The 20035-nt window shown below is 45.8% G+C and carries 15 protein-coding genes; 9 read left to right on the top strand and 6 right to left on the bottom strand.

Features of this window, described 5'->3' with window-relative positions; all coding sequences use genetic code 11:
• Nucleotides 1-17: 17 nt before the first annotated feature.
• Complete coding sequence (locus MsAg5_RS02170) at nt 18-335, top strand: hypothetical protein (RefSeq protein WP_338098977.1); 318 nt, start codon at nt 18-20, stop codon at nt 333-335.
• A gap of 28 nt (nt 336-363) precedes the next feature.
• On the opposite strand, the gene uppS is transcribed toward MsAg5_RS02170, so the two are convergent.
• Entirely contained in the window at nt 364-1221 is an 858-nt protein-coding gene (uppS, locus tag MsAg5_RS02165; protein ID WP_338098976.1) for a polyprenyl diphosphate synthase, read from the bottom strand.
• 14 nt (nt 1222-1235) lie between these two features.
• Entirely contained in the window at nt 1236-2342 is a 1107-nt protein-coding gene (locus tag MsAg5_RS02160; protein ID WP_338098975.1) for a transcriptional regulator, read from the bottom strand.
• 176 nt (nt 2343-2518) lie between these two features.
• Here MsAg5_RS02160 and MsAg5_RS02155 point away from each other — a divergent pair, with 176 nt between their 5' ends.
• From MsAg5_RS02155 to MsAg5_RS02120, 8 genes are all read left to right on the top strand, one after another.
• A complete protein-coding gene (locus MsAg5_RS02155; RefSeq protein ID WP_338098974.1) occupies nt 2519-3841 on the top strand; it encodes a TiaS agmantine-binding domain-containing protein in 1323 nt (440 codons plus the stop codon).
• A gap of 258 nt (nt 3842-4099) precedes the next feature.
• A complete protein-coding gene (locus tag MsAg5_RS02150; protein WP_338098973.1) occupies nt 4100-5335 on the top strand; it encodes a transglutaminase-like domain-containing protein in 1236 nt (411 codons plus the stop codon).
• 276 nt (nt 5336-5611) lie between these two features.
• Nucleotides 5612-6793 carry a transglutaminase-like domain-containing protein gene (locus MsAg5_RS02145; protein WP_338098972.1) on the top strand — a complete coding sequence of 394 codons (1182 nt, stop codon included), beginning with the start codon at nt 5612-5614 and terminating at the stop codon, nt 6791-6793.
• Between the two features lie 36 nt (nt 6794-6829).
• On the top strand, nt 6830-7969 hold the full coding sequence (locus MsAg5_RS02140) for a transglutaminase-like domain-containing protein (protein WP_338098971.1): 1140 nt from the start codon (nt 6830-6832) through the stop codon (nt 7967-7969).
• A 35-nt stretch (nt 7970-8004) separates the two neighbouring features.
• Complete coding sequence (locus tag MsAg5_RS02135; RefSeq protein WP_338098970.1) at nt 8005-8424, top strand: DUF3788 family protein; 420 nt, start codon at nt 8005-8007, stop codon at nt 8422-8424.
• Nucleotides 8425-8522: 98 nt separating this feature from the next.
• Complete coding sequence (locus MsAg5_RS02130; RefSeq protein ID WP_338098969.1) at nt 8523-8852, top strand: hypothetical protein; 330 nt, start codon at nt 8523-8525, stop codon at nt 8850-8852.
• Nucleotides 8853-8858: 6 nt separating this feature from the next.
• On the top strand, nt 8859-9269 hold the full coding sequence (locus MsAg5_RS02125) for a hypothetical protein (RefSeq protein ID WP_338098968.1): 411 nt from the start codon (nt 8859-8861) through the stop codon (nt 9267-9269).
• A 165-nt stretch (nt 9270-9434) separates the two neighbouring features.
• Nucleotides 9435-10313, top strand: a complete 879-nt coding sequence (locus tag MsAg5_RS02120) for an Abi family protein (RefSeq protein WP_338098967.1) — start codon at nt 9435-9437, stop codon at nt 10311-10313.
• 59 nt (nt 10314-10372) lie between these two features.
• On the opposite strand, the gene MsAg5_RS02115 is transcribed toward MsAg5_RS02120, so the two are convergent.
• The 4 genes from MsAg5_RS02115 to MsAg5_RS02100 all read right to left on the bottom strand — a co-directional run bounded on the left by MsAg5_RS02115 (nt 10373) and on the right by MsAg5_RS02100 (nt 19987).
• The gene (locus MsAg5_RS02115; RefSeq protein ID WP_338098966.1) at nt 10373-11641 is read right to left on the bottom strand and encodes a geranylgeranyl reductase family protein; all 1269 of its coding nucleotides are present in this window, start codon (nt 11639-11641) and stop codon (nt 10373-10375) included.
• 128 nt (nt 11642-11769) lie between these two features.
• The gene (locus tag MsAg5_RS02110; protein ID WP_338098965.1) at nt 11770-17475 is read right to left on the bottom strand and encodes a DUF3320 domain-containing protein; all 5706 of its coding nucleotides are present in this window, start codon (nt 17473-17475) and stop codon (nt 11770-11772) included.
• 883 nt (nt 17476-18358) lie between these two features.
• Nucleotides 18359-19330, bottom strand: a complete 972-nt coding sequence (locus MsAg5_RS02105; RefSeq protein WP_338098964.1) for a class I SAM-dependent methyltransferase — start codon at nt 19328-19330, stop codon at nt 18359-18361.
• Between the two features lie 117 nt (nt 19331-19447).
• Complete coding sequence (locus tag MsAg5_RS02100; RefSeq protein ID WP_338098963.1) at nt 19448-19987, bottom strand: COG2426 family protein; 540 nt, start codon at nt 19985-19987, stop codon at nt 19448-19450.
• Nucleotides 19988-20035: the final 48 nt, after the last annotated feature.

Genomic DNA, 20035 nt, shown 5'->3' with positions numbered 1-20035 from the left:
GGTTAACTGTTTTTAGATTGCAGTTTGCACCTTCCGTTTCCAACAATACAGTCTTTTCTTGTTCCGATTTTGCATCTACTGTTCCTAACAATACAGGTTTTTCCTGTTCCGGTTATGCATCTCCCGTTCGCTATTCCAATCCCAATACTTGCAGTATCCGCTTAAACAGACGCCAAAGGCGTCTGTTTAAGCGGGATGGTTTGCACGAAAGAATAGAAAAAGGGGGAACACAGGCAATAATAAATCAAAAAAAAGGAACGAACGTTTTCATAAAACTCAAAAACAAAAATGAAATCCGCACTTTCCACGGCATCTCCAAAAAACCATCGCTATAACGCGCGCGCCGCCGCCCGCTCAAAAAAATCAGCCCAAAAATTCATCGATTCGCTCAAGCCTTTTTTGCTTCGCGTCGTCCCGTTCCTTCACAATTTTTTGGTAGCGGCGCAGCGTTCCGAGCAAATCTTTCAAATTGAATTCCGGCCAATATTTTTGATGAAAAACGACGACGGCATCATTCCCGTTGGCTTGCCACGGCAAAAAGTTGGACGTCCGGTTTTCGCCGCCGGTCCGAATCAATAAATCCACATCCGGAACCGTTTCGTCTGAAAACGGGAACAAATATTTGGCAATTTCCGCATCATTAATGGTGTCGGACTCGGCATTCTGCGCGATTTTTAAAAAAGCTTGCGTGATGTCTTGCCGCCCGCCGTAAGCGATGGCGACGTTGAGGCACATTTTGTTGTTGTGCTTCGTTTTTTCTTCTAATTCTAAAAACGAGTTGCGGATGCGCTCCGGAAGCGGCGACGCGTCCCCGATCATTCGGATTTTGATGCTTTTGCTTTGAACTTTCTCATCTTCCGACAACCGGCGGATTGTTTTTTCCAAAAGCTCGAAAATGTTGTTCACTTCGTCTTGGTCGCGCTTAAAATTCTCGGTCGAAAAAGCGTAAACCGTCATGTATTTGATGTTGGACAAATACGCCCACTGCAGAATTTTTTCCATCGTCTGCGTGCCCATCCGGTGTCCCCATGCCGGGGCTTGTCCTTTTTGTCTGGCGAAGCGGCGGTTGCCGTCCATGATGAACGCAATATGTTCAGGTGCCGCAATCTTTTTTTGAACAAACATTTTTCGGGCGGCCTGTTCGGCGGCCAGCCGCTTGGACGGGGCGGCCGAAATTTCGGTCTGCTGCTTCTGATAAACGTTTTGTAAAGCCGGACGCATAATCTTCCCTTGAGTTACTGTTTTTTAGATTTTTCCGGCGTCTTGCGCTCTTCAATGACTTCAATCAGTTCTTCCGGACCGTGAATGTTGACCAATTCTTTCTTTTCGATAAAAACCGTATTCTGAACGGACTTCACCTTGGACGTGCCGTTGATTAAAAAGACGGATTCCGTTTGAATCACATCCGAAATACTGCTCAGAAGCCGTGCCCGCTTAATCACGGCCGGATTATAATTGCTCACGCCGGTTAAAATGACCGACTGCTTGTCTTTTGAAATCGCTTTAAACGGCGCCTGCGACGTTTCCTTGACGTCGTAGCCCAGCGTCGAAATGTACGACAACATTTCCTTTTCCGGCGCCGGCGGATGAATGTAGCTGCCATCCTTGTCGAATTTCTTCTTAGATTCTTTTAAATATTCTTCGGCCGCCTCCGTCGTCATCGGCGCGGAACCGCCGCCCGACGCAGCTGCCGCTTTCTCTTTGTCCTTTTGTTCCCGCGCCTGTTTTTCCTTGTTTTCCTTTTCCTGGCGCTTGACCAAAAAAGACGGGTTTAAAATATCAATCGGCTTTGCCAATTCCACATTTAAGATTTCCTCAAGCGTCAAAACCGTGTCAATCGACGCGTTCATCCCTTCTTCTTCATATTTGCTGATGGTCCGCCGGGAAACGCCGATCGCGCCCGCCAGCGATCCGAGAGACATGTCGTTGGCGATGCGCGCTTCCTTGAGCGCCGTCGCGTCAATCGAAACATAAAGGCCGCCCGGGGACGCGGAAATAAAAGAAGTAATCCCTTCCACAAAATAATCGTAAAGCGTCTGCACGTTGATGGACACGATACTGTAACGCATGTAAATGACGTTGTCTTCCAGCATTTGGTCGCGCGTTTTCGCGCCGATCACCAGCGGCGTTCCGCCAAGCAGGTTTGCGAGAAGGCGCATTTCGCTTGCGGTTTCCTCGGACAGGCCGTCAATGTTGAACAAAACCTTGCACAACAGCAAGACGTCGCCGCAGCGGGCGGCAATATCAAAGCTTCCCGGACGGATATTGACCCGCTCGGATACATCAAAGCCCGCCTCATGCAGAATTTGAACAACCTGATCCATCAAGACATCTTTTGCCATTGCTATCAATTATGAAAAAGTGTCTATATAAACATTCTTTTACATCCGCCGAAATTCAAAGACCATTCGAAGAAGAACATCAAAGACATTCAAAGACATTCAAAAGCCATCCAAAAAAACATTCCAATTAATTTTTAAAACGAACCTAAAAATAATTTGCCGTTCATGTCGGTTTCATGTTCATCGGAATGGACGATACGGATTCAAATGAGCGCATGTGCACGACGTATTTAGCCGCGCTGATCGCCCGCGATCTTGAAGCGGCGGGGTTTGGATCCGTTTCCGGCGATTTGCATTTGATCCGCCTCAACCCGTCCATCCCTTACAAAACCCGTGGGAACGCGGCGCTCGGGTTTGAATTTCTTCCGGCGGAAGACACCGCCGAATTTCGGAATCGGTTGATTTCGTTCGTTTCCGAAAAAATTGCCGAATCGGCGGAAACGGGCTGCGAAAAGACAAACCCGGGCGCTGTTTTTATTTTTGAGGACGCCGGCTCCGAATTGAAAGAAAGATTGGATTCTTTTTTCAAAAAAGCCGTCACCGATGTGATTGAAATCACTGAAGCCGAACAAATTGTTTCCGCCTATTCGATTCCGCACCTGTCTCTCAAAAACGGGCGGGGACTCATCGGCGCGCTGGCCGTTTGCGGCGCCATGATGAATCCCGGATGGGATTGTACGTATGAATATTTGGCGTACCGCGACCCGGTCCGCTGGGGTGATCAATCCGTATCGCCCCGCGTTGTTGACACGGACAGTTTGATTGCCGCCGACCAAGCCACTTCTCCCGGTACTTGGGACACGATTGATTATTCGGAAAAAAAGTATCCGTTTCCGGTTTGCGTTCCGAGTTCTGGAGATCCGGTCTTGTTCGGCATTCGCGGCGAATCGCCCGAAATCGTCCGGACTGCCGCGGAAATGGTTGTCAGCGAACCTGTTTATTTCTCTCAAATTTTTAAAACAAATCAAGGGACCGACGCGCATCTTCTTCCGATTCAATCGGCGGCCGAAATGATTCCGCTGCATTCGTATATTTTGGAAGGAACCGTCGTCCGGGAGGTCCAAACAAATGAAGGCGGTCATGACATCCTTGTACTGGCGGACGACTACGAAAATCTGCCGGAATGCGCCGCCTTTGAACCGACCGGAAATTTCCGAAAAATTATCCGAAAACTGATTCCGGGGGACAAAGTTGCTGTTTACGGCAGTTTTAAAAACAACACGCTGAATCTGGAAAAAATTGAAATTTTGTTTCTTGCGCCGGATATTTCTTTTGAAAATCCGATCTGTCCGGTTTGCCAAAAACGGATGAAATCCGCCGGAAAAGGCCAAGGATTCCGGTGCAGAACCTGTAAAACCAAATCTGAAAATAAGGCGGAAACAGCTGCGGTCCGAAAAATCAATATCGGGTTTTATGAAGTGCCGCCGTCGGCTCGAAGACATTTGTCAAAACCGCTCATTCGGATGAACAATCATGATAAATCCGAAAACGAAGAATAAATCAGTCTGAGTCACTTGATGTCTGTATTTGGGACACGTCGTTTTCTGCGTTATATTTTGATTCAAATAATCTTATTTTAATCTATTATTTAATCCTCTTCCTCTCTTTTTGTTTAATTTTATAACCTATTTTTTAAACTATAATATCATTTTAATCTTAATGATTATATATTTATATTGGCACTTCTTTCCTTTTATTGCAATTAACATGTTTGATATTTTACGAAGTGGTAAACGACTTGAATCCGAGGATTTAAAATGTCTGAAAAGAGCAGACCAAAAACGATTTTCTTTAAGGCGGCGGGCGTTCTGTTTTTCACAACAATCCTTTTGATCGCCGGAAGCATAGGCTTGTCCATTTTGTTTTCTTATGCTGATGGGTTCGGTTTTTATGGCGGGTTGAATGATCACACGCCCCTGTCCGCTTCTCAAAATATTTCCGGCGATATTTATGTTTCCGCTCACAATGGAAAAATGGTCCGCTCCGCCGAATCGGCTCCGGTGACAGATGTTATGGCCGGTTTTGAAGGTTTAAATGAAACCCCGGGATTGGTCGGATCCGGAGATCTTAATTATTACGTGCAAACCTTTAACTGGAATTTTAAAGGCGACAGCTGGTCTTATACCGTTTACATTCCGAAGGAATCTTACGATTATTTCAAAACCAAATCCCATACGCGAAACGATTATGAACAGTACGCCCTGTCCGACTACGATCGCGATTGTGTTCAGCAAATTGCTCAAACATTAACCGTACAGGGGCAAGAACACAATTACACCCGGGAAGAAATCGGGCTGAATGTCATTGCATTCGTTCAATCCATTTCTTACACATCCGATCTTGAAACCACCGGCTTTGACGAATATCCGCGGTATCCGGTTGAAACATTGGTTGACGGCAGCGGTGATTGCGAGGATACCGCCATATTGGGTGCCGCCATTTTGAATGAAATGGGTTTTGGCGTCGTTCTTTTGGAATTTCCGCATCATATGGCGCTGGGCGTGCGGACGGAAGATCCGAAAACGGCAACCATTTCGTTCGGGAACAGCAATTACTATTACATCGAAACCACGACCACCGACTTTAAAGCCGGCGAAATTCCGCCCAATGTGGATATCAGCAACGTCGTTGTTCATCCGCTGATCCCGGTTCCGAAAATGACGGCCACGCTCACCTATAAGCCCATCGGTTTTGATTTGGATTATATTTACTACCGTGTGGAAGCTGACATCAAAAATAACGGTCCGGGAAAGGCTGAAAATACGTCCGTTCACTTTTTCGTCGAAAAGTACCCGCCCTCCGATCTGAAAATTTGGCCGCCGGACTTTGATATCGGGGTCGGAAATCTCTCCGAAGACGGAACCGGATATGCGAAAACGACGCTTCGCGTGCCGAGAACTGAAGAAGCGAAAATCGTGCTGGCCGTTCACGGGGATAATTTCTCGCCGGTGACGCTGAAAACCGAAGTTTTGCATGACGATGTTGAGGTTTAAGAAAAAACAAATGGAAATTTAACGGAAATAATGGAGAAAACGGAAAATAATGAAATAATGGAAAATAACAAAAATAATGGAAAATAACAAAATAATGGAAAATAACAAAATAATGGAAAAAACGGAAAATAACGGAAATATGATCAAACTCATATTTTTATTATATTTCCGTTGCCGAAAATTGATTTTTAAAACATTTTACACAACTTATTATAGAAAAACTCCATATTTATTTTATAATTTTATTTTATTTTTTACTTTTACAGGGGTTTTTCGATGGGATATACGGCTAAATTTTTACTGATGGCTTTCTTCAGCATTGTGCTTTTTATGGTCATCCTTTCTTGTGTTTCTATTGTTCTCGATTCAGCGGATTCCGGCATTGAATCAAACAATCAGCCGGCTTATTCCGGCGTCAATTATTCGCAAACAAACAACTCAAATTTGAATGAAACCACCGTCAACCGAACGGAAGCCGTCAATGTCAGCTTGACCAACAATTCCGCCGTCAACGCTTCTTCTCAATCTGCTTTTTCAACGACTTACCATTCTCAGACTTACACATGGAAATATGACGGGCGAGAATGGTCGTATTCGATTTCAATTCCGGACGACGCCTATTCTTATTACCAAAACAAATCCCATACGCGCGGCGACTACAATCAATATGCGCTTTCCGATTACGACCGGAAAATTCTGGGGCAGCTGGTGGACAGTTTCCGGGAACAAGGAATCCAAAATAATTACACGGACGACGAAGTCGTCCTCAACATCATCACTTTTATTCAGGCCATGCCATACACATCCGACAGCGTGACGACCGGTTACGATGAATATCCGCGCTATCCGATTGAAACGCTCGCCGACGGCGGCGGCGATTGCGAGGACAGTTCGATTTTGGCCGCCGCGCTCTTGTCGGAAATGGGTTACGGAACTGTTCTTTTGGTTTTTCCGGGGCACATGGCGTTGGGCGTCGCCGGCAGCGACAACCTCACCGGCAGCTACTACGAATACAAAGGTGTCCGATACTATTATGTGGAAACGACGATACCCGGTCCTAAAATCGGGCAAGTGCCGCCGGGCGTCCAATCCTCTTCCGCCAAAATTTATCCGATGGTTCAAGTGCCGCAATTAACGGCAAACGTCACCAGCACATTCGTCAATGCTGATTCTCATTACGCTTACTACGAAATCTATTGCAACATCACGAATCAGGGTCCGGGGACTGCTCAAAACGTTTCCGCTTATATCTACGCCGAAGCGCCGCCGTTTGATTCGACAAAAGCCTGGACGCCGCAGCACGATATTTTCATCGGCAACTTTTCGGAAGACGGCACCGGCTACGCCAAAGCGACGCTGCGCGTTCCGCGCGGAGAACAAGCACGCTTCGCTTGTGTTATTTACGGCGATAATTTCCCGTCCAAAGATTATTATTTCAAATCGTTTTATCAATCTTAATTGAAATACTGAATTACTGAAAAATGGGGAATTTTTATGGGAAAAATGTCCAAAATGATCTTTTTGGTTCTTTTCGTCGTCGTTTTGGCGGCTTTGGTTTTTTATGTTTTGCCGCTCGTCTCCGACACGAATCCGGCGGACCGGCTCTCGAATTTTTCTAATCCGGCAAATGGGTCGAATCAATCCAACGGAACAAATTCTTCCGGCAATGTTTCGGCAGCTGAAATCAACGATCCCGATCGTGTGAATTATTTCAACAATCAAGTCGATGAGCCCGGATACTACACGCGCACGTACAATTGGACTTATGACAACCAGAGTTGGTCGTACACGGTTTCCGTTCCTATTGACATGTACAACGACTACCGGAACAAATCTCACACGCGCGGCGATTATTCTCAATACGCCGTGTCGCCCGACGACCGCGCCGTTTTGGGACAAATTGTGGACTCGTTTAAGCAGCAGGGCGCGCTTTACAATTATTCTGAAGACCAAGTGGTTGAAAATATGATTGCGTTCATTCAGGCGATGCCGTACACGTCCGACAGCGTGACGACCGGCTTTGACGAATATCCGCGTTATCCGATTGAAACGCTCGTTGACGGCGGCGGCGACTGTGAGGACAGTTCGATTTTGGCGGCCGCGCTCCTGAACGAAATGGGATATGATACCGCTTTGTTGGGTTTTGACAACCACATGGCGCTGGGCGTTGCCGGAATCGATAATGCGGCGGGAACGTATTTTGAGCGCAACGGCAAATACTATTACGTGGAAACGACGTCGAACGATTACGACATCGGGGAAGTTCCGCCCGGCGTCGACAAATCAACGATTCACATTTACAAGATGAACATCACCGCCGCGCTGGAAGGGTCGGTCAGCCGCAAGCTGATCGCCAAGGGCGAATCGGCGGCAACCCATGAAATCACGGTCGTCATCCGAAACCGCGGTCCGAACACGGCTGAAAACGTGACGGTGGAAATGAACGGCATCTTTTCAAAATCCAGCCGGATGAACGACACTCAAAATATCGACTCAATCGGCGTCAATCAGACAAAAACCGTGACGGCGACGTTCACATTCCCGCGCGGGCAGTTCGCGGAATTCCGGGGAACCATTTACGGTGACAACTTTGAAACCGTGGATATCATTTTGAGTCCGTTTAGCCAGGAATAATGAATCAATAAAAAATGAATGCGGGGGAATCAGAGATGGACAAACCCATTTTGAAGGATCCGGATGTTTATCCGGACGGCGCCGTTTTAATAAATGTGCTCGGCAACGATTATTCCGCTTATGAAAAATTCATGGAATCCGTCACCGGTCCGGATTTTAACATTGTTCCGGAGTGGCGGTATTACAACGACGGCCATATGTGGTTGTGCAAAGGCGTTCACAAAAAGAAAACGGTTTTTTGGCTTTCGGTTTGGGACGGCTGTTTCAAAACGACGTTTTATTTTGCCGAACGGTTGTCGGGCGGCGCCAAAACGTTGGTTGCCGGCAACAGGGGTTTTGAAGAATTCGGCGAGATCATACCGGCCGGAAAATCAACCGGATTGATTGTTCGCGTCAGCGATGAAAGTTTGGGAACCGTTCTTGAAATTGCGGCGTATAAGATGAGTTTGAAATAAAGAATAGTGATTTGATTCCTATGAAATACAATCCGACAAATAGAAACAACAATTTATTATTTTTGTTTCTTTTTGCGGTTTGTTTCATCTGTATTTTCTTGTATTATTCAGGCCCGCTTTCCGGAAGCGTTCTTCCGGCAGTTCCTGCGGCAATTTTTTATGTTTTTGGCAGTTTAATTTTCGGATTGCTTTCCAAAGATGTCAAGAAATCGGTTCTTTTCGGAATCGTTTACTCAATACCGTATTTGTATGTTTTTCGAGAATCCAATCTTTGGTTTGTCGCTTTTCTGATTCCGGTTGTGCAGGGAGCAATCGGTTATTTTTCAGCCAAAAATGAATCGGATTTTGACATGAAAGGATTTAACTCTTTGATTCTTGTCTTTTTAATGCTTGTACTGGTGTTTTTGCCATTGATTTATTTCAAGTGATTCAAAATGAAATACCAAAAAATAATTCAAAATACCATTCTCCTGCTTGTCTTTTTGATTCTTTATATTGCTGCCGTTTGGCTGATTTATGCTGATACGCTTTCCGGATGGTTATTTTGGATTGGTGTTGTTCCGACATTTTTATTTATGATTGGCGGCGGCGCTGTTTATGGATATATTTCCAAAAACAAAATCGTTTCCACTATTTTCGGTGCGGCGCTTCCGATCATTTTCTTTTGGACCGTTTTTTGGAATCACATGTCGCTTCAAGTTTTGGTGCTGTCTGTCATTGCCGGATCTTCCGGCTGGTTTTTTGCGTTGCAAGAAAAAAATTCGGAAATCAAAGGGCTGTATTATGTGATTATTGCTTTTTCTATATTTTTTGAAATTGTTCTCTTTTTAGGCAGTTTTAATTGAACATTTAGGTTAAGTATATATCCTTTGAATGTAATTTATTTTTAATAACGCCTGCCATGCTTAATCAACTTCATGTGTTGATTCACTTTTTTAGGTGTCTGAACATGTTGATGCCCACTCGGCAGGCTATTCCAATTTATTCTTTTTTCTTTTATGGTTGCTAAAATGCCGAACAAGCCGCTTTCGATCAAAGATCAGGTCCAAAATTTAAAAACAAAGGGTTTAAATTTTGAGAATGAAGCGGCAACTGAACTTTTTCTTTCAAATAATAACTATTATAGATTAAAGGGATACATGTTTGCCTTTCAGGATTCTAATCGATATTTCAAACCCGGAACTTTTTTTGAAAATGTCATCGAATTATATAATTTTGATAGCGCATTCAGGTCTTTGGTTTTTAATGCGATTGAAAAAATTGAAATTGCATTACGGGCTCAAGTCATTTTTTGTTATGCGATGCAGTATGGAGAAAATTGGTATCGAAAATCTCGATATTTTAAAGATTCATCAAAGCATTTGGATTTTTTATCTAAGCATAAACAAGCATTGAACTCCAGTAAGGAACTTTTTATCATTCATCATTTCAAACATTACCCTCCTTTATCGATTGAATGTTGGAAATCACTTGAAATCCTGAGTTTTGGGGAGCTTTCTAAATTCTTTGAAAATTTAAACGCCGACCCGTGTAAAACAGATATCAAAGATCATTTTAAAATGTCCTCTTTGGATATGTTAGAAAATTGGTTCCACTGCATCAGTATTATTCGAAATATTTGCGCCCATCATGGGCGATTGTGGAATCGAACGGTGTGGAGCATAATGTTGCCTATAAACGGGTTACCGGGCGGTTTTGTTCAAAATATGAGTGTCTCCGGTAATAAAATGTACGCATCTCTTTGTTGTATTCAATATTTGCTCAATGCAATTGATCCTCAAAATGATTTCAAACAACGATTTTTTGACTTGATTAATAAATATCCGTCCGTTAAGTTAAATGAGATGGGATTCCCACCAAACTGGAGAAACGAATCTTTTTGGAGATAATTAAGTCTGTCAGAACGATCTGGAAAAATCAAGTTTTTTAAATAAATCAACATTTTATTTTATCTCAACAACAAATTGAGTCCAATCCTCACTGATTTCGGCAAATCGCCGCACTGCATGGCTTTGAGCTGGTCCGCCGGCAGCAATTTAAAAGCCGCATTCATCATTTTATCCGACACGATGAATTTGTCCATCAATTTTCGGGCGTCAACGGTCGCCGACAGCGCGTCTCCGAAGTCTTTGCGCCAAACGGCGTCGTATTCCAAAACTGAAATCTCTGAATTTTGATTTTGATTTTGTTTTTGTTTTTCAATTTGTTCCGCCGCAATCCGTCCCGCCATTTTTCCCGCTGCCATCGCAAACGGAACGCCGCCGCCGTTGGTGGCCATCACATGTCCGGCTGAATCGCCGGCAACAAGCGCTGTTTTCGTTGCGGTCCGTTCCGGCGCGCCCGCGACCGGAATAATGCCGGCGGTGCTGTCCGTAATGGTTGCATTTTTCAGTTTTTCAGAAGCTATCGGGTGTTCCAATATGAAGCGGTCCAAAAAAGCCTTGGCCGACATTTGCTCGCTACAAAGCGAACGCCGAAGCCCAAGCCCGACATTGGCTTTGCCGTTGCCTTCCGGAAAAATCCAAACGTAACCGCCCGGAACATAACGGTTCCCGAAATACATTTCCAGCGTTTCCATATCCGTGTCGACGTTTTCCATTTTGTACTCAAAACCGAGGCCGCGTTCATACGGCGCTCCCGTCTTGGTTCGTTCGGATGGTGAGTGAACGAGCCCGAACGTTTTGCCAACCATGGAAACAGGGCCGTCTGCGCCAATTATGATTTTCCCAAAGATTTCCATATGACCGGATTCGTGCTTGATCTGAACAGATTTAAATTCGCCATGCTCGTCCGCATTGATCTTTTGAATGAGCGCGCCCGGCAAAACATCGGCGCCGGCGCGTTCGGCTTGTTCAGCCAATTGATAATCAAAACGCTCGCGGTCAAGAACAAAACCGTTGACCGGAAATTCTTTGGTATGCAAATCCGGAGAAATAAGCTTTTGAGTCATCGTTTTTGTCAAAATACAGTCGGTCGGAATGTTTTTTTCATTCATTTCATCCGGCAAAACAAGTCCCGGAACCAGTTCTTCGATTTCAAAAGACGCCGGAACGAATCCGGCGCACTGAAACGGTTTGCCGATGATTTTCTTTTTGTCCAGCAGCAAAACACGGGCGCCTCCAAGCGCCGCATATTTGGCGGCGAGGGAGCCGGCAGGGCCGGCACCGGCAACGATGATATCGTATTTTGTTTCAAGGACTGACAAATCTGTAAACATGTTCTGCTCGTTTTTGTTTATTTATTTGATTTCGATATCTAATTTGATATTTTTGATATTCGATCTTTTGACTTTTAATCGATTCAAATTTCGTTTCATTTGAACCGTTTTGAAATATTTGGATGAAATCATTCATCCAAATAAATTTTCCCATTCGGCAGCGTCACCAATTTGTTGTCTTCAATTGCTTCCGTTACAACGCTGTCGATTTTTTCTTTAGCGGCGGGGCGTAGCGCCTTAAATCCAAATGCTAAGGACACTTGTTTCACCAACTGGTCTTTCGGAATCGAGTACTGAGTCTTCAAAACGTAAACGGCGGCTTGAAGAATTTCTTCGTCGCAAATCCATTCGATATCGAGAAGATCGCCTTCGCGGCGGCGGACGAGACAGCCGCGCGATTTCGCCGGCCACAAATAACTGCCGCGGACGCGGATGTAATTGGATTTCTCGGCGGACGAGATTTCCCGAATAATCATATCCCGCATGGGTTTTGTCATACGCTTGACGTCGCATTGTTTTTTGATGACGGCGATCAGCTGTTCTTTATGAATCGGTCCTTCTGCGGTCACAATTTCAACAATTTCGTGTTCCAGTTTGTGGCGCGGAATTTCCAGCAAATTGTCCGTCGACGGCAAATCAATGCCGGTGCAGCCTTCATATTTCGGAATGCCGTTTTGAATCAAATAGGCGACGTCGAAGATTTCTTCCGTCGCGTCCGTCAAAATCCGATTGTCCGAGAATGGGTCGTCAATGTCTAACAATTCGGTGAATTCGTCGTCGCCATAAAACTCAATATCCATCTCGTCGCCGCTCACTGCGGCCGTTTCTTCCGGTTTTGTGTTGGGTTTGGATTTCGGCTTCGGCTCGGACTTGCTGACGCTTTCCACAATCACGCAGTCGTCTTCTTCGACATACGTTTTCTTTTTGATGGTGTCGGTGTCGGCGGCTGTTGCGGTGACTTTGACGGTTTCCGTCTTGGCGGCTTTTGCCGGAGACGCTTTTTCTTTGGGAACGGGTTGCGTTTCTTCTTTTGTGACGATTTCTTCAACGACGATTTCTTCGATAACGGCTTCTTCAATAACAGCCTCTCCAATGATGATATCCTCAACTTTTGTCTCTTCCGCAAGTGAATCCGTCAGATCATTTTGTTCAACCGCTTTTTTCGGCTTTGGTTCAGCCTTTGGTTTTGCTTTCGGCTTTTCTTTTTCAGCCGGAACTTTCTCATGGATTCCGATGATGAATTCCTCTTCTTCGTCCATAATGATCAAATCATCGCAGCACTCTGTGTCGGCTGTTTTTGGTTTGACTTCTTCGTCCATACCGGCTTTCGGCGCCGCTTTCTTTTGCTTTTGAATCTCAGATTCGCGTTCGTCGATAAATTTCAAAATGGCAGTGACGTCTTTGGTGTCCGGCGCGGTCGTTTCGTCCGACTCCGGCACTTTTTCGTCGGCCGGCTTGATATTCTTCGCGTTTTCCTTTGCTTTTTCAATGGCATCAAGGAGGCTCTTTCGGCTCTTTTGCGGGTTCATGTACCAGTCGGTCGACCAAACCCTGTACAGCGTCCAGCCGAGTCCCGTCAAAACCTCGCGCCGGAGGCGGTCGCGGTCGCGCGCGACGTGGGAATTGAAATACTGCGGACCATCGCACTCGATGCCGATCAGATAATGTCCGGGAACGTTTTCGTTCACAACGGCCATGTCGATCTTGTAGCCGGCGCAGCCGACTTTTTGATGGAGTTGATAGCCGTTTTCTTTGAGGAACGTGTGCACGGAATCATCAAAAGTGGCTTCATCGCTTTGGTATTCCGGCATTTTGGACAACAGCGTTTTCGTTTCGGCGTACGTCAAAAACGCTTTTAAGATGCGCAGGCCGGCAGGATCCTCGTCGCCGACATCTAAATCGATGGCGGTGAAGTTTGAGAAGATCGTACATTTTTCGCGGGCGCGTGTGAAAAGCACATTAAGGCGACGTTCTCCGCCGTCGCGGTTGAGCGGGCCGAAGTTCTTGGAGAGTTTGCCGTTTTGGTCAAAACCAAATCCGACGCTGACGAAAATCACGTCGCGCTCGTCTCCCTGAATGGTTTCGATGTTTTTGACGGTAAAGTTTTCACCTTTCTCGTTGTTGAAAACCTTTTCAAATCCGGGCGTGTTTTTCACCAAAATTTCCACTTCTTTTTGGATGGCTTCCTGCTGCTTCACGTTAAAAGTTCCGACCATAAGGGTTTTGTCGGGATAATTGATGAAATGGCGGATGACTTCCTGCGCCACAATCCGGGCTTCTTCCCGGTTGGTTCCCGATTTTCCGCGTTCGTAGACGGTGTCTTTGAGATAGCGCAGCTGAAGGCCCATGTTCCGGTCTTCATGAAGCGGCGACGGATAAACGTAAAGGTGATTGCCGTAAAACTCGTTGTTGGACACTTCAATCAACGATTCGTGGCGGCTGCGGTAGTGCCAGCGCAGCGTCTTGTACGGGAAACTGCGTTTACAGATGTTTAAAACGCTTTCGACGTCGGAATACACGACGTCTTCGTTGTATTCGTCGTCGCCTTCCAAGAGGTTTTCGAAGAACGTTGTCGGCGGCAACTGTTTGGAATCGCCCATCACGACCACTTGCCGGCCGCGGAGAAGCGCGCCCAGGGCGTCTTCCGGACGAACCTGACTGGCCTCGTCAAAAATAACGACGTCAAAGGACGTGGTCAGTGGGTCCAAATATTGCGCGATCGACAGCGGGCTCATCATGAAACAGGGTTTGATCTTTTGAATCAAGCCGCCGGCACTGGACATCAGGCGACGGATCGGCATATGCGCTTTCTTTTTGTTGAACTCGTTGAGCAAAATGCCGGCTTCGGATTCGCGCGACGCGCCGACGTAAATTTGAGGCATTTGGTTGTAAATGCCGGTGTTGATCCGGTCGCGGTTTTTCAAAATGACCTTTTCATCAAGGTCCGAGAATTTGTGCAGCTTGCTTTCGTGAACTTCTTTAATGAACGTAGAGAGAACGCGCTTTTTCATGAATTCCGCACGCAAAACGCCGTCGGCGTAGTTTCCTTTAAAGGTCGGAATGATGTCTTCCGGCAGGACGGCGTCGCCGTCGATCATATCCATCATCGGCGCCGCCACGGTGTGGTGGCACTGGTCGCGGTAAATCAGGAACTGGCTCCATAAAACGAGCGACGGCAATTCTTCATGCCACTTTTCAAGACGGGCGCGGAGTGATTTTGCGGAAACGGATTCCGAAAAGGACGGATTTTCAACCGCAAACGCGTATTGCTTTTTGGGCGGCATGTCGGGCAAATCAAATTCGTCGGCGTTGTCGTCGTCGCACGGAACCACCGACGCGGCGGAACGGAATGCGGGGTCTGTCGCAAAAGCGGCTTCGGACATATCGATTCCGCCGGGGTTTCCGGCTGCGGCGGCAAGACCGCCAGCCCTGAATTCGTCGGCATTGTATTCGGCGGATCCGAATTCTGCTGCGGCAGATTTTGTTTTGAACGCGTCAATGGTGGTTTCGGTAACGGCACCGGGTTTAAAGAACATGGACGCATCGCCGCCGATTCCGTTTACAATCCGAAGAACGGATTCAGGAAGGCCGGCATAAGACTCTTTGACGTCGCCGATCGCTTTGAGGACCTCGTCTTTTTCAATGCCTTTTTCAATCTTAATGTATGTGTCGTCGGTCACAGCTTCCTTTTTCACCAAGCGGGCGAAGTGTTCCGACCATTCCAAAAAGACGTCGAGAACGGCCGGGTCTTTTTGCCCGATGTCCCAAAACGGTCCGAAAAGAGTGGTGGCTTTTTGTTTCAAGTTGCCGAGCTCGCGGTTCAAGTCTTTGACTTCCTGGACTTTCTGGAGGTCGGCTTTGATTTCGGCGTCGTTTTTGTCGACGCGTTTGATGTAACAGTTCAAGACGGCTGTTTTTTGAGTTTTCAAATCCTTGTCCATGAACTTCAGCAGTTTTCCGGATTTCAGGAGGTAGGATTCGATATCGATGTCGAATATTTGTGACGTGAAAATGTCTTCAATTTGTTTGTCGAGATCGTTAAACCGTTTGGCTTTTTGAGCCAGTTGCGCGCCTGCTTTTTGATTATCGGACTGAATGATGTTTCTCAGAACCATGCGGTCCACTTTCGGGGACGCGAGAATAATTTCCGCCGTGTCGAGGAAACTCTCGACGCCGCTCATGGAAGAGGGCGCGATCAGTCCGGTTTTGCCGACGATGGCGTCAATGGCTGCGTCCATTTTTTGAGCGCGGGAGACGGCGTCTTCAATATCGGATTCGATTCTTTGAGAATCAGGCGGCAAAATGATGCCGGGAGCGCAGCCGTTCCAGGGGTTTTCTTTGACGCTGCCGAGACCGGGGAGCGTGTCCGTCATTTTTTCCAAAATAGAAATGGCTTGCATCCACTGGTTTTTGTCCCACTTTTCGGGGTGCGAGAATTCGACGGTCTTCATCTTTCGTTTTTCAACCGTAAAGTAGTGATTGACGTCTTCGCGGATGCCGTAAACGTCGTAAACGGTGTTGCCGATCGGGCCGACTTTGAGGCTGAGGGCTTTGGCGTATTCGTTGAGTTCGTATTTGAGATTTTCAAGTTCGACAAGGTCTTGGGAGAAATTTTTCTCCATCGGCGGCTGGCGTTTGAGTGTGCGTTCGAGTTCATCGAGGACGGCTTTTTTCTGGGCTTTGTGGCTGTGAACTTCAAGACACATGTCGCCGAGACCGATGGTGTCGAGGCGTTTTTGAACGACTTGCAGCGCGGCCATTTTTTCACTGACGAAGAGGACGCTTTTGCCCATGATGAGCAATTCGGCGATCAGGTTGGTGATCGTCTGCGATTTTCCGGTGCCGGGCGGACCTTCAACGACTAAGTTGCGGCCGGCTTTCACGTCTTCGATGACCGCGATTTGAGAGGAGTCGGCGTTGACGATATGGTAAATGTCCTCGGTTTTGAGTTTGAGGTCAACGTCGTTTTCCAGGAATCCGCCGTCATATTCCGGAAGGGACGGATTAAAGACTTGGTTGATGAGCGGATGGGTTTCCGGACCTTTGCCGTCGGGCCAAACGGCCGGGTCAAGGTCTTTGTACATCACGAATTTCTTGAAGTTATAAAAGTCGAGGTAGGCGTCCGTTGTGACTTTCCAGCCGTCTTTTTCGGAAATGAGATCTTCGACGGCTTTGAGATAGAAGTCGACGGCGTGTTTGTCTTCGGCGCCGGTGAATTCGGGGAGTTCGAGTCCGAATTCCAGAAGTTTGGCCTTGAGGGTGATGGATGCGAAAATATCGTCGCCGGTCCACTGGACTGTAAATTTACGTTTTGTGCCGACGCGTTTGAATTGAACCGGGATGAGAATCAGCGGTGCTTTAAAGCTTTTTTTGGCGCTGTCGGTCCATTCCAAAAATCCGGTCGCCAAATACAAAATCGGATAACCTTGTTCTTCAAAGATAGCGATCGATTGATTGTTGGCGTAAAAGAGGCGGTTTTCGAGGTCGTCGGGCGTGAACGGGGTTTCCAGCATGACGCCGCTTTCTTTGGCGACGGGTTCCTTTTTCTTGAGAATGTTTCTTAAAAGTCCGGTTTCGTCCTCGTCAGCTTCCATGTCCGCGTCAAGTGCGGCCGCATTTGCTGCTGTTTTTTTCGTTTTTGTTTCCGTGCCGTTCGCCCGGAATTTCATGGATTTTTCCTGAACGACCAGGATGTCGTAGATCTCCGAAATATTTTCGTTATTAATCTCGATGGTTCTTTTTTTGGACGGTGTGTAATTTAATAAATTGTTATTGAGAGACAGGTCCAGAAGTTTTTGTCTCAGGAGTTCAAGTTCTTGTTTGACATCAACCATAAAATATCCTTCCGAATAAAATAAACAATATTCACAATGAATATAACAAAACTCTGTGTGGCGATTCCGGGAATATTTTTGATTCTTAGGATTCTAACAATCAAAAAATATTCAAATATTAGGTTCAATAAAAGTATATTTTAAGAATAAAGGAATAGATGAGCGATTCTATATAAAGGTTTATATAGATTTTTCAAAAAAACGCTTAAAATCGGCTGATTTCTGAAAATCTGTTTTTAAAAACATGGAATTTGATTTGTTTTTTTGTTTTGGTTGTTTTGGTTTTTTTGGCGAGCCGCTGCGCGCGCGTTATGGCGATACTTTTTCTTTTTGAGCCAATGAAAGCAGGGGGCATTTTTGTTTTTGATTTCAATAAATTTAATGGTTCATTTTTTATTTTGTTTTTTTTTCGTTTGGGGCTGTTTTTACTTATTTTCTTTCAGTTTCACGCTTATCTTTCTTCATCCCAAGCAAACCATCCCGCTTAAACAGACGCTTTGCGTCTGTTTAAGCGGATTCCAATTAAATCTGAGATTGGAAGTGGCAGCAACAGGTGCAATTTGGAACAAGTAATATCTGTATTGTTAGGAACTTCAAATGCAAATCGGATTCGGAAACAACTGTATTTTTGGAAACAGTAGGTGCAACTCAATCTATAAATTAGAAACTGCAGGTGCAATCTGTTCTGTAAATTGGAATGTATCTTACTGATCGGATTCCGCAAAATACAGACGCAAAGCGTCTGATTTTGCGGGATGGTTTGCTTGATTTTGGAAAAATGTTTGCGGGATGGTTTGCTTGATTTTGGAAAAATGTTTGCGGGGTGGTTTGCTTGATTTTGGAAAAATGTTTGCGGGTCACTTTTTCAATACGGAATTTTTACTTACTGTTTTTTCCCAACGTAAATCCATTGATCATATCCGGTTTCTTCATCGCGGTTATCCATCATTTTTCCGGGGAACCCGATGCTTTTCAAGTAATCCGCAATCATAACGGTTTCCGCTTCTGTTCGCAGCGTCAGGAACAAAAAGCCGCCTTTTTTGAGGATGGCCGCCGCCTCGTCAACGATGGCGAACCAAACCTGTTTGTTAAATTCGTAAACGGTGCCGATCATAAATCCAACGACAATGTCAAACGAATTCTCGTCAAACGTATCGGAAAGCTTTGTCGCGTCCATAATCATGGTTTTGGCGGGATTTAAAACGCCATGGAAAAGACCGGTGCAAATGTCTTCCGTGTTGACGTCCAAACAAACGGGGTGAAGGTTTTCGGCGTAAAGCGCCAGCGTGGACATGCCGTTGCCGCAGCAGATTTCCAAAACGGACGACTCGCCTGAAATGGAAGCGCCGGTTTCCGCTATCATCTTCAAAAACGCTTCCCGGGCTTTTTCGACCCGCCGGACCGAATAAACGGAATCGTACGCCGGAATCTTCGAATTCTGCTCTTCAAAAAGCGCCAATGCGTCTTTGGAATAATATTCAGTAATGTCTTCTCTCAAATCGCCGGCGGAAATGACTACGGTGTGCGTCGGCGTTGCAAACGACAACAGGGTGTCCAACAAATCCGAAAATTCATCTTTGATCTCGGCGGACGACGCGGCGGGCGAAAAGATTAAACAGTCGCCGCAATCGCCGTTTCGTTCAATTAAAACGAATCCGATATTTTCCGAATCGGTCTTAAGCAAAGCGGTTTCAAAATCAAACAAGCCGACGGTCGCCATGCCGCAAAGTTCAGCCAGCTGAGGAGTGCCGGCCGACAGCCGGCACTGGTCCGAAAAAGAGTTTTCCGTGAAAAAAAAGCTGCCGGAAAGATTGAGTTCTTTAAAAAAAAGAGGGGATAAATGCGTTAAATCCATTTTGTTCTCCGAGTTTGTCTTTTGATTATGTATGATTCGGTTTTGATGATTTTGATTGATTTTGATTATGCGTATGGTTCTGATTTTTTGTTTCATAACCATTCGGCTTTTTCGTATTTAAATCAAGTCATTCCGCGTTACAATCAAATCATATAAAAAATCAATAATATGAATTCCGGTGACAGTGGCGATTGTTATCACAATGCCAACGATGACGACGCCCCCAAAAATGGAAAAAAACGCGTTTCTAAACGGAAATCTAAAGACGATTGCTGCAACCGTTCCCATCCAAACGCCTGTCATCGGCATCGGAAATGCGACAAACATCATCAAGGCAAAGCTTTTGTATTTCTTCACTTTGCCTTGTCCTTGTTTTTCAGCGCATTCGTAGACGGATTTGAAAAATTTTTCAAAATACGGACTTCTTTTGGACAAAAATTTGGACACCGGTTCCAGCAAATGAAAAATGAAGAAAACGGGAATCATGTTCCCCAAGACGGACAACCCCAAGACCACAATCGGGTTCATGTCAAAAAGGCCGATGCCGACCGGAATCGAACCTTGAAGTCCCACAACCGGGAGCGCAGATATGATCATAATGACAAGCCACGGCGGAAAACCCGCTAATAATTCAACAACAGGGGTCGTAAAATCCATTTTTAACAATTCCGTTTTTTATTGTTTTGTTTTTGATTCGTTTTTCTG

Origin of the sequence: Methanolapillus africanus, assembly GCF_032714475.1 — an archaeon.
Taxonomy (GTDB): domain Archaea; phylum Halobacteriota; class Methanosarcinia; order Methanosarcinales; family Methanosarcinaceae; genus Methanolapillus; species Methanolapillus africanus.
The sequence above is the reverse complement of the archived record's forward strand: the minus strand, read 5'-3'. Positions and strand labels throughout refer to the sequence as shown.

What these genes read in the sequence shown, in the direction of transcription:
- MsAg5_RS02110 (WP_338098965.1), bottom strand. Translation starts at nt 17,475, where the DNA reads ATGGTTGATGTCAAACAAGAACTTGAACTCCTGAGACAAAAACTTCTG.
- MsAg5_RS02100 (WP_338098963.1), bottom strand. Translation starts at nt 19,987, where the DNA reads ATGGATTTTACGACCCCTGTTGTTGAATTATTAGCGGGTTTTCCGCCG.
- MsAg5_RS02115 (WP_338098966.1), bottom strand. Translation starts at nt 11,641, where the DNA reads ATGTTTACAGATTTGTCAGTCCTTGAAACAAAATACGATATCATCGTT.
- MsAg5_RS02155 (WP_338098974.1), top strand. Translation starts at nt 2,519, where the DNA reads ATGTTCATCGGAATGGACGATACGGATTCAAATGAGCGCATGTGCACG.
- MsAg5_RS02150 (WP_338098973.1), top strand. Translation starts at nt 4,100, where the DNA reads ATGTCTGAAAAGAGCAGACCAAAAACGATTTTCTTTAAGGCGGCGGGC.
- MsAg5_RS02135 (WP_338098970.1), top strand. Translation starts at nt 8,005, where the DNA reads ATGGACAAACCCATTTTGAAGGATCCGGATGTTTATCCGGACGGCGCC.
- MsAg5_RS02120 (WP_338098967.1), top strand. Translation starts at nt 9,435, where the DNA reads ATGCCGAACAAGCCGCTTTCGATCAAAGATCAGGTCCAAAATTTAAAA.
- MsAg5_RS02105 (WP_338098964.1), bottom strand. Translation starts at nt 19,330, where the DNA reads ATGGATTTAACGCATTTATCCCCTCTTTTTTTTAAAGAACTCAATCTT.
- MsAg5_RS02160 (WP_338098975.1), bottom strand. Translation starts at nt 2,342, where the DNA reads ATGGCAAAAGATGTCTTGATGGATCAGGTTGTTCAAATTCTGCATGAG.
- MsAg5_RS02125 (WP_338098968.1), top strand. Translation starts at nt 8,859, where the DNA reads ATGAAATACCAAAAAATAATTCAAAATACCATTCTCCTGCTTGTCTTT.
- MsAg5_RS02145 (WP_338098972.1), top strand. Translation starts at nt 5,612, where the DNA reads ATGGGATATACGGCTAAATTTTTACTGATGGCTTTCTTCAGCATTGTG.
- MsAg5_RS02140 (WP_338098971.1), top strand. Translation starts at nt 6,830, where the DNA reads ATGGGAAAAATGTCCAAAATGATCTTTTTGGTTCTTTTCGTCGTCGTT.
- uppS (WP_338098976.1), bottom strand. Translation starts at nt 1,221, where the DNA reads ATGCGTCCGGCTTTACAAAACGTTTATCAGAAGCAGCAGACCGAAATT.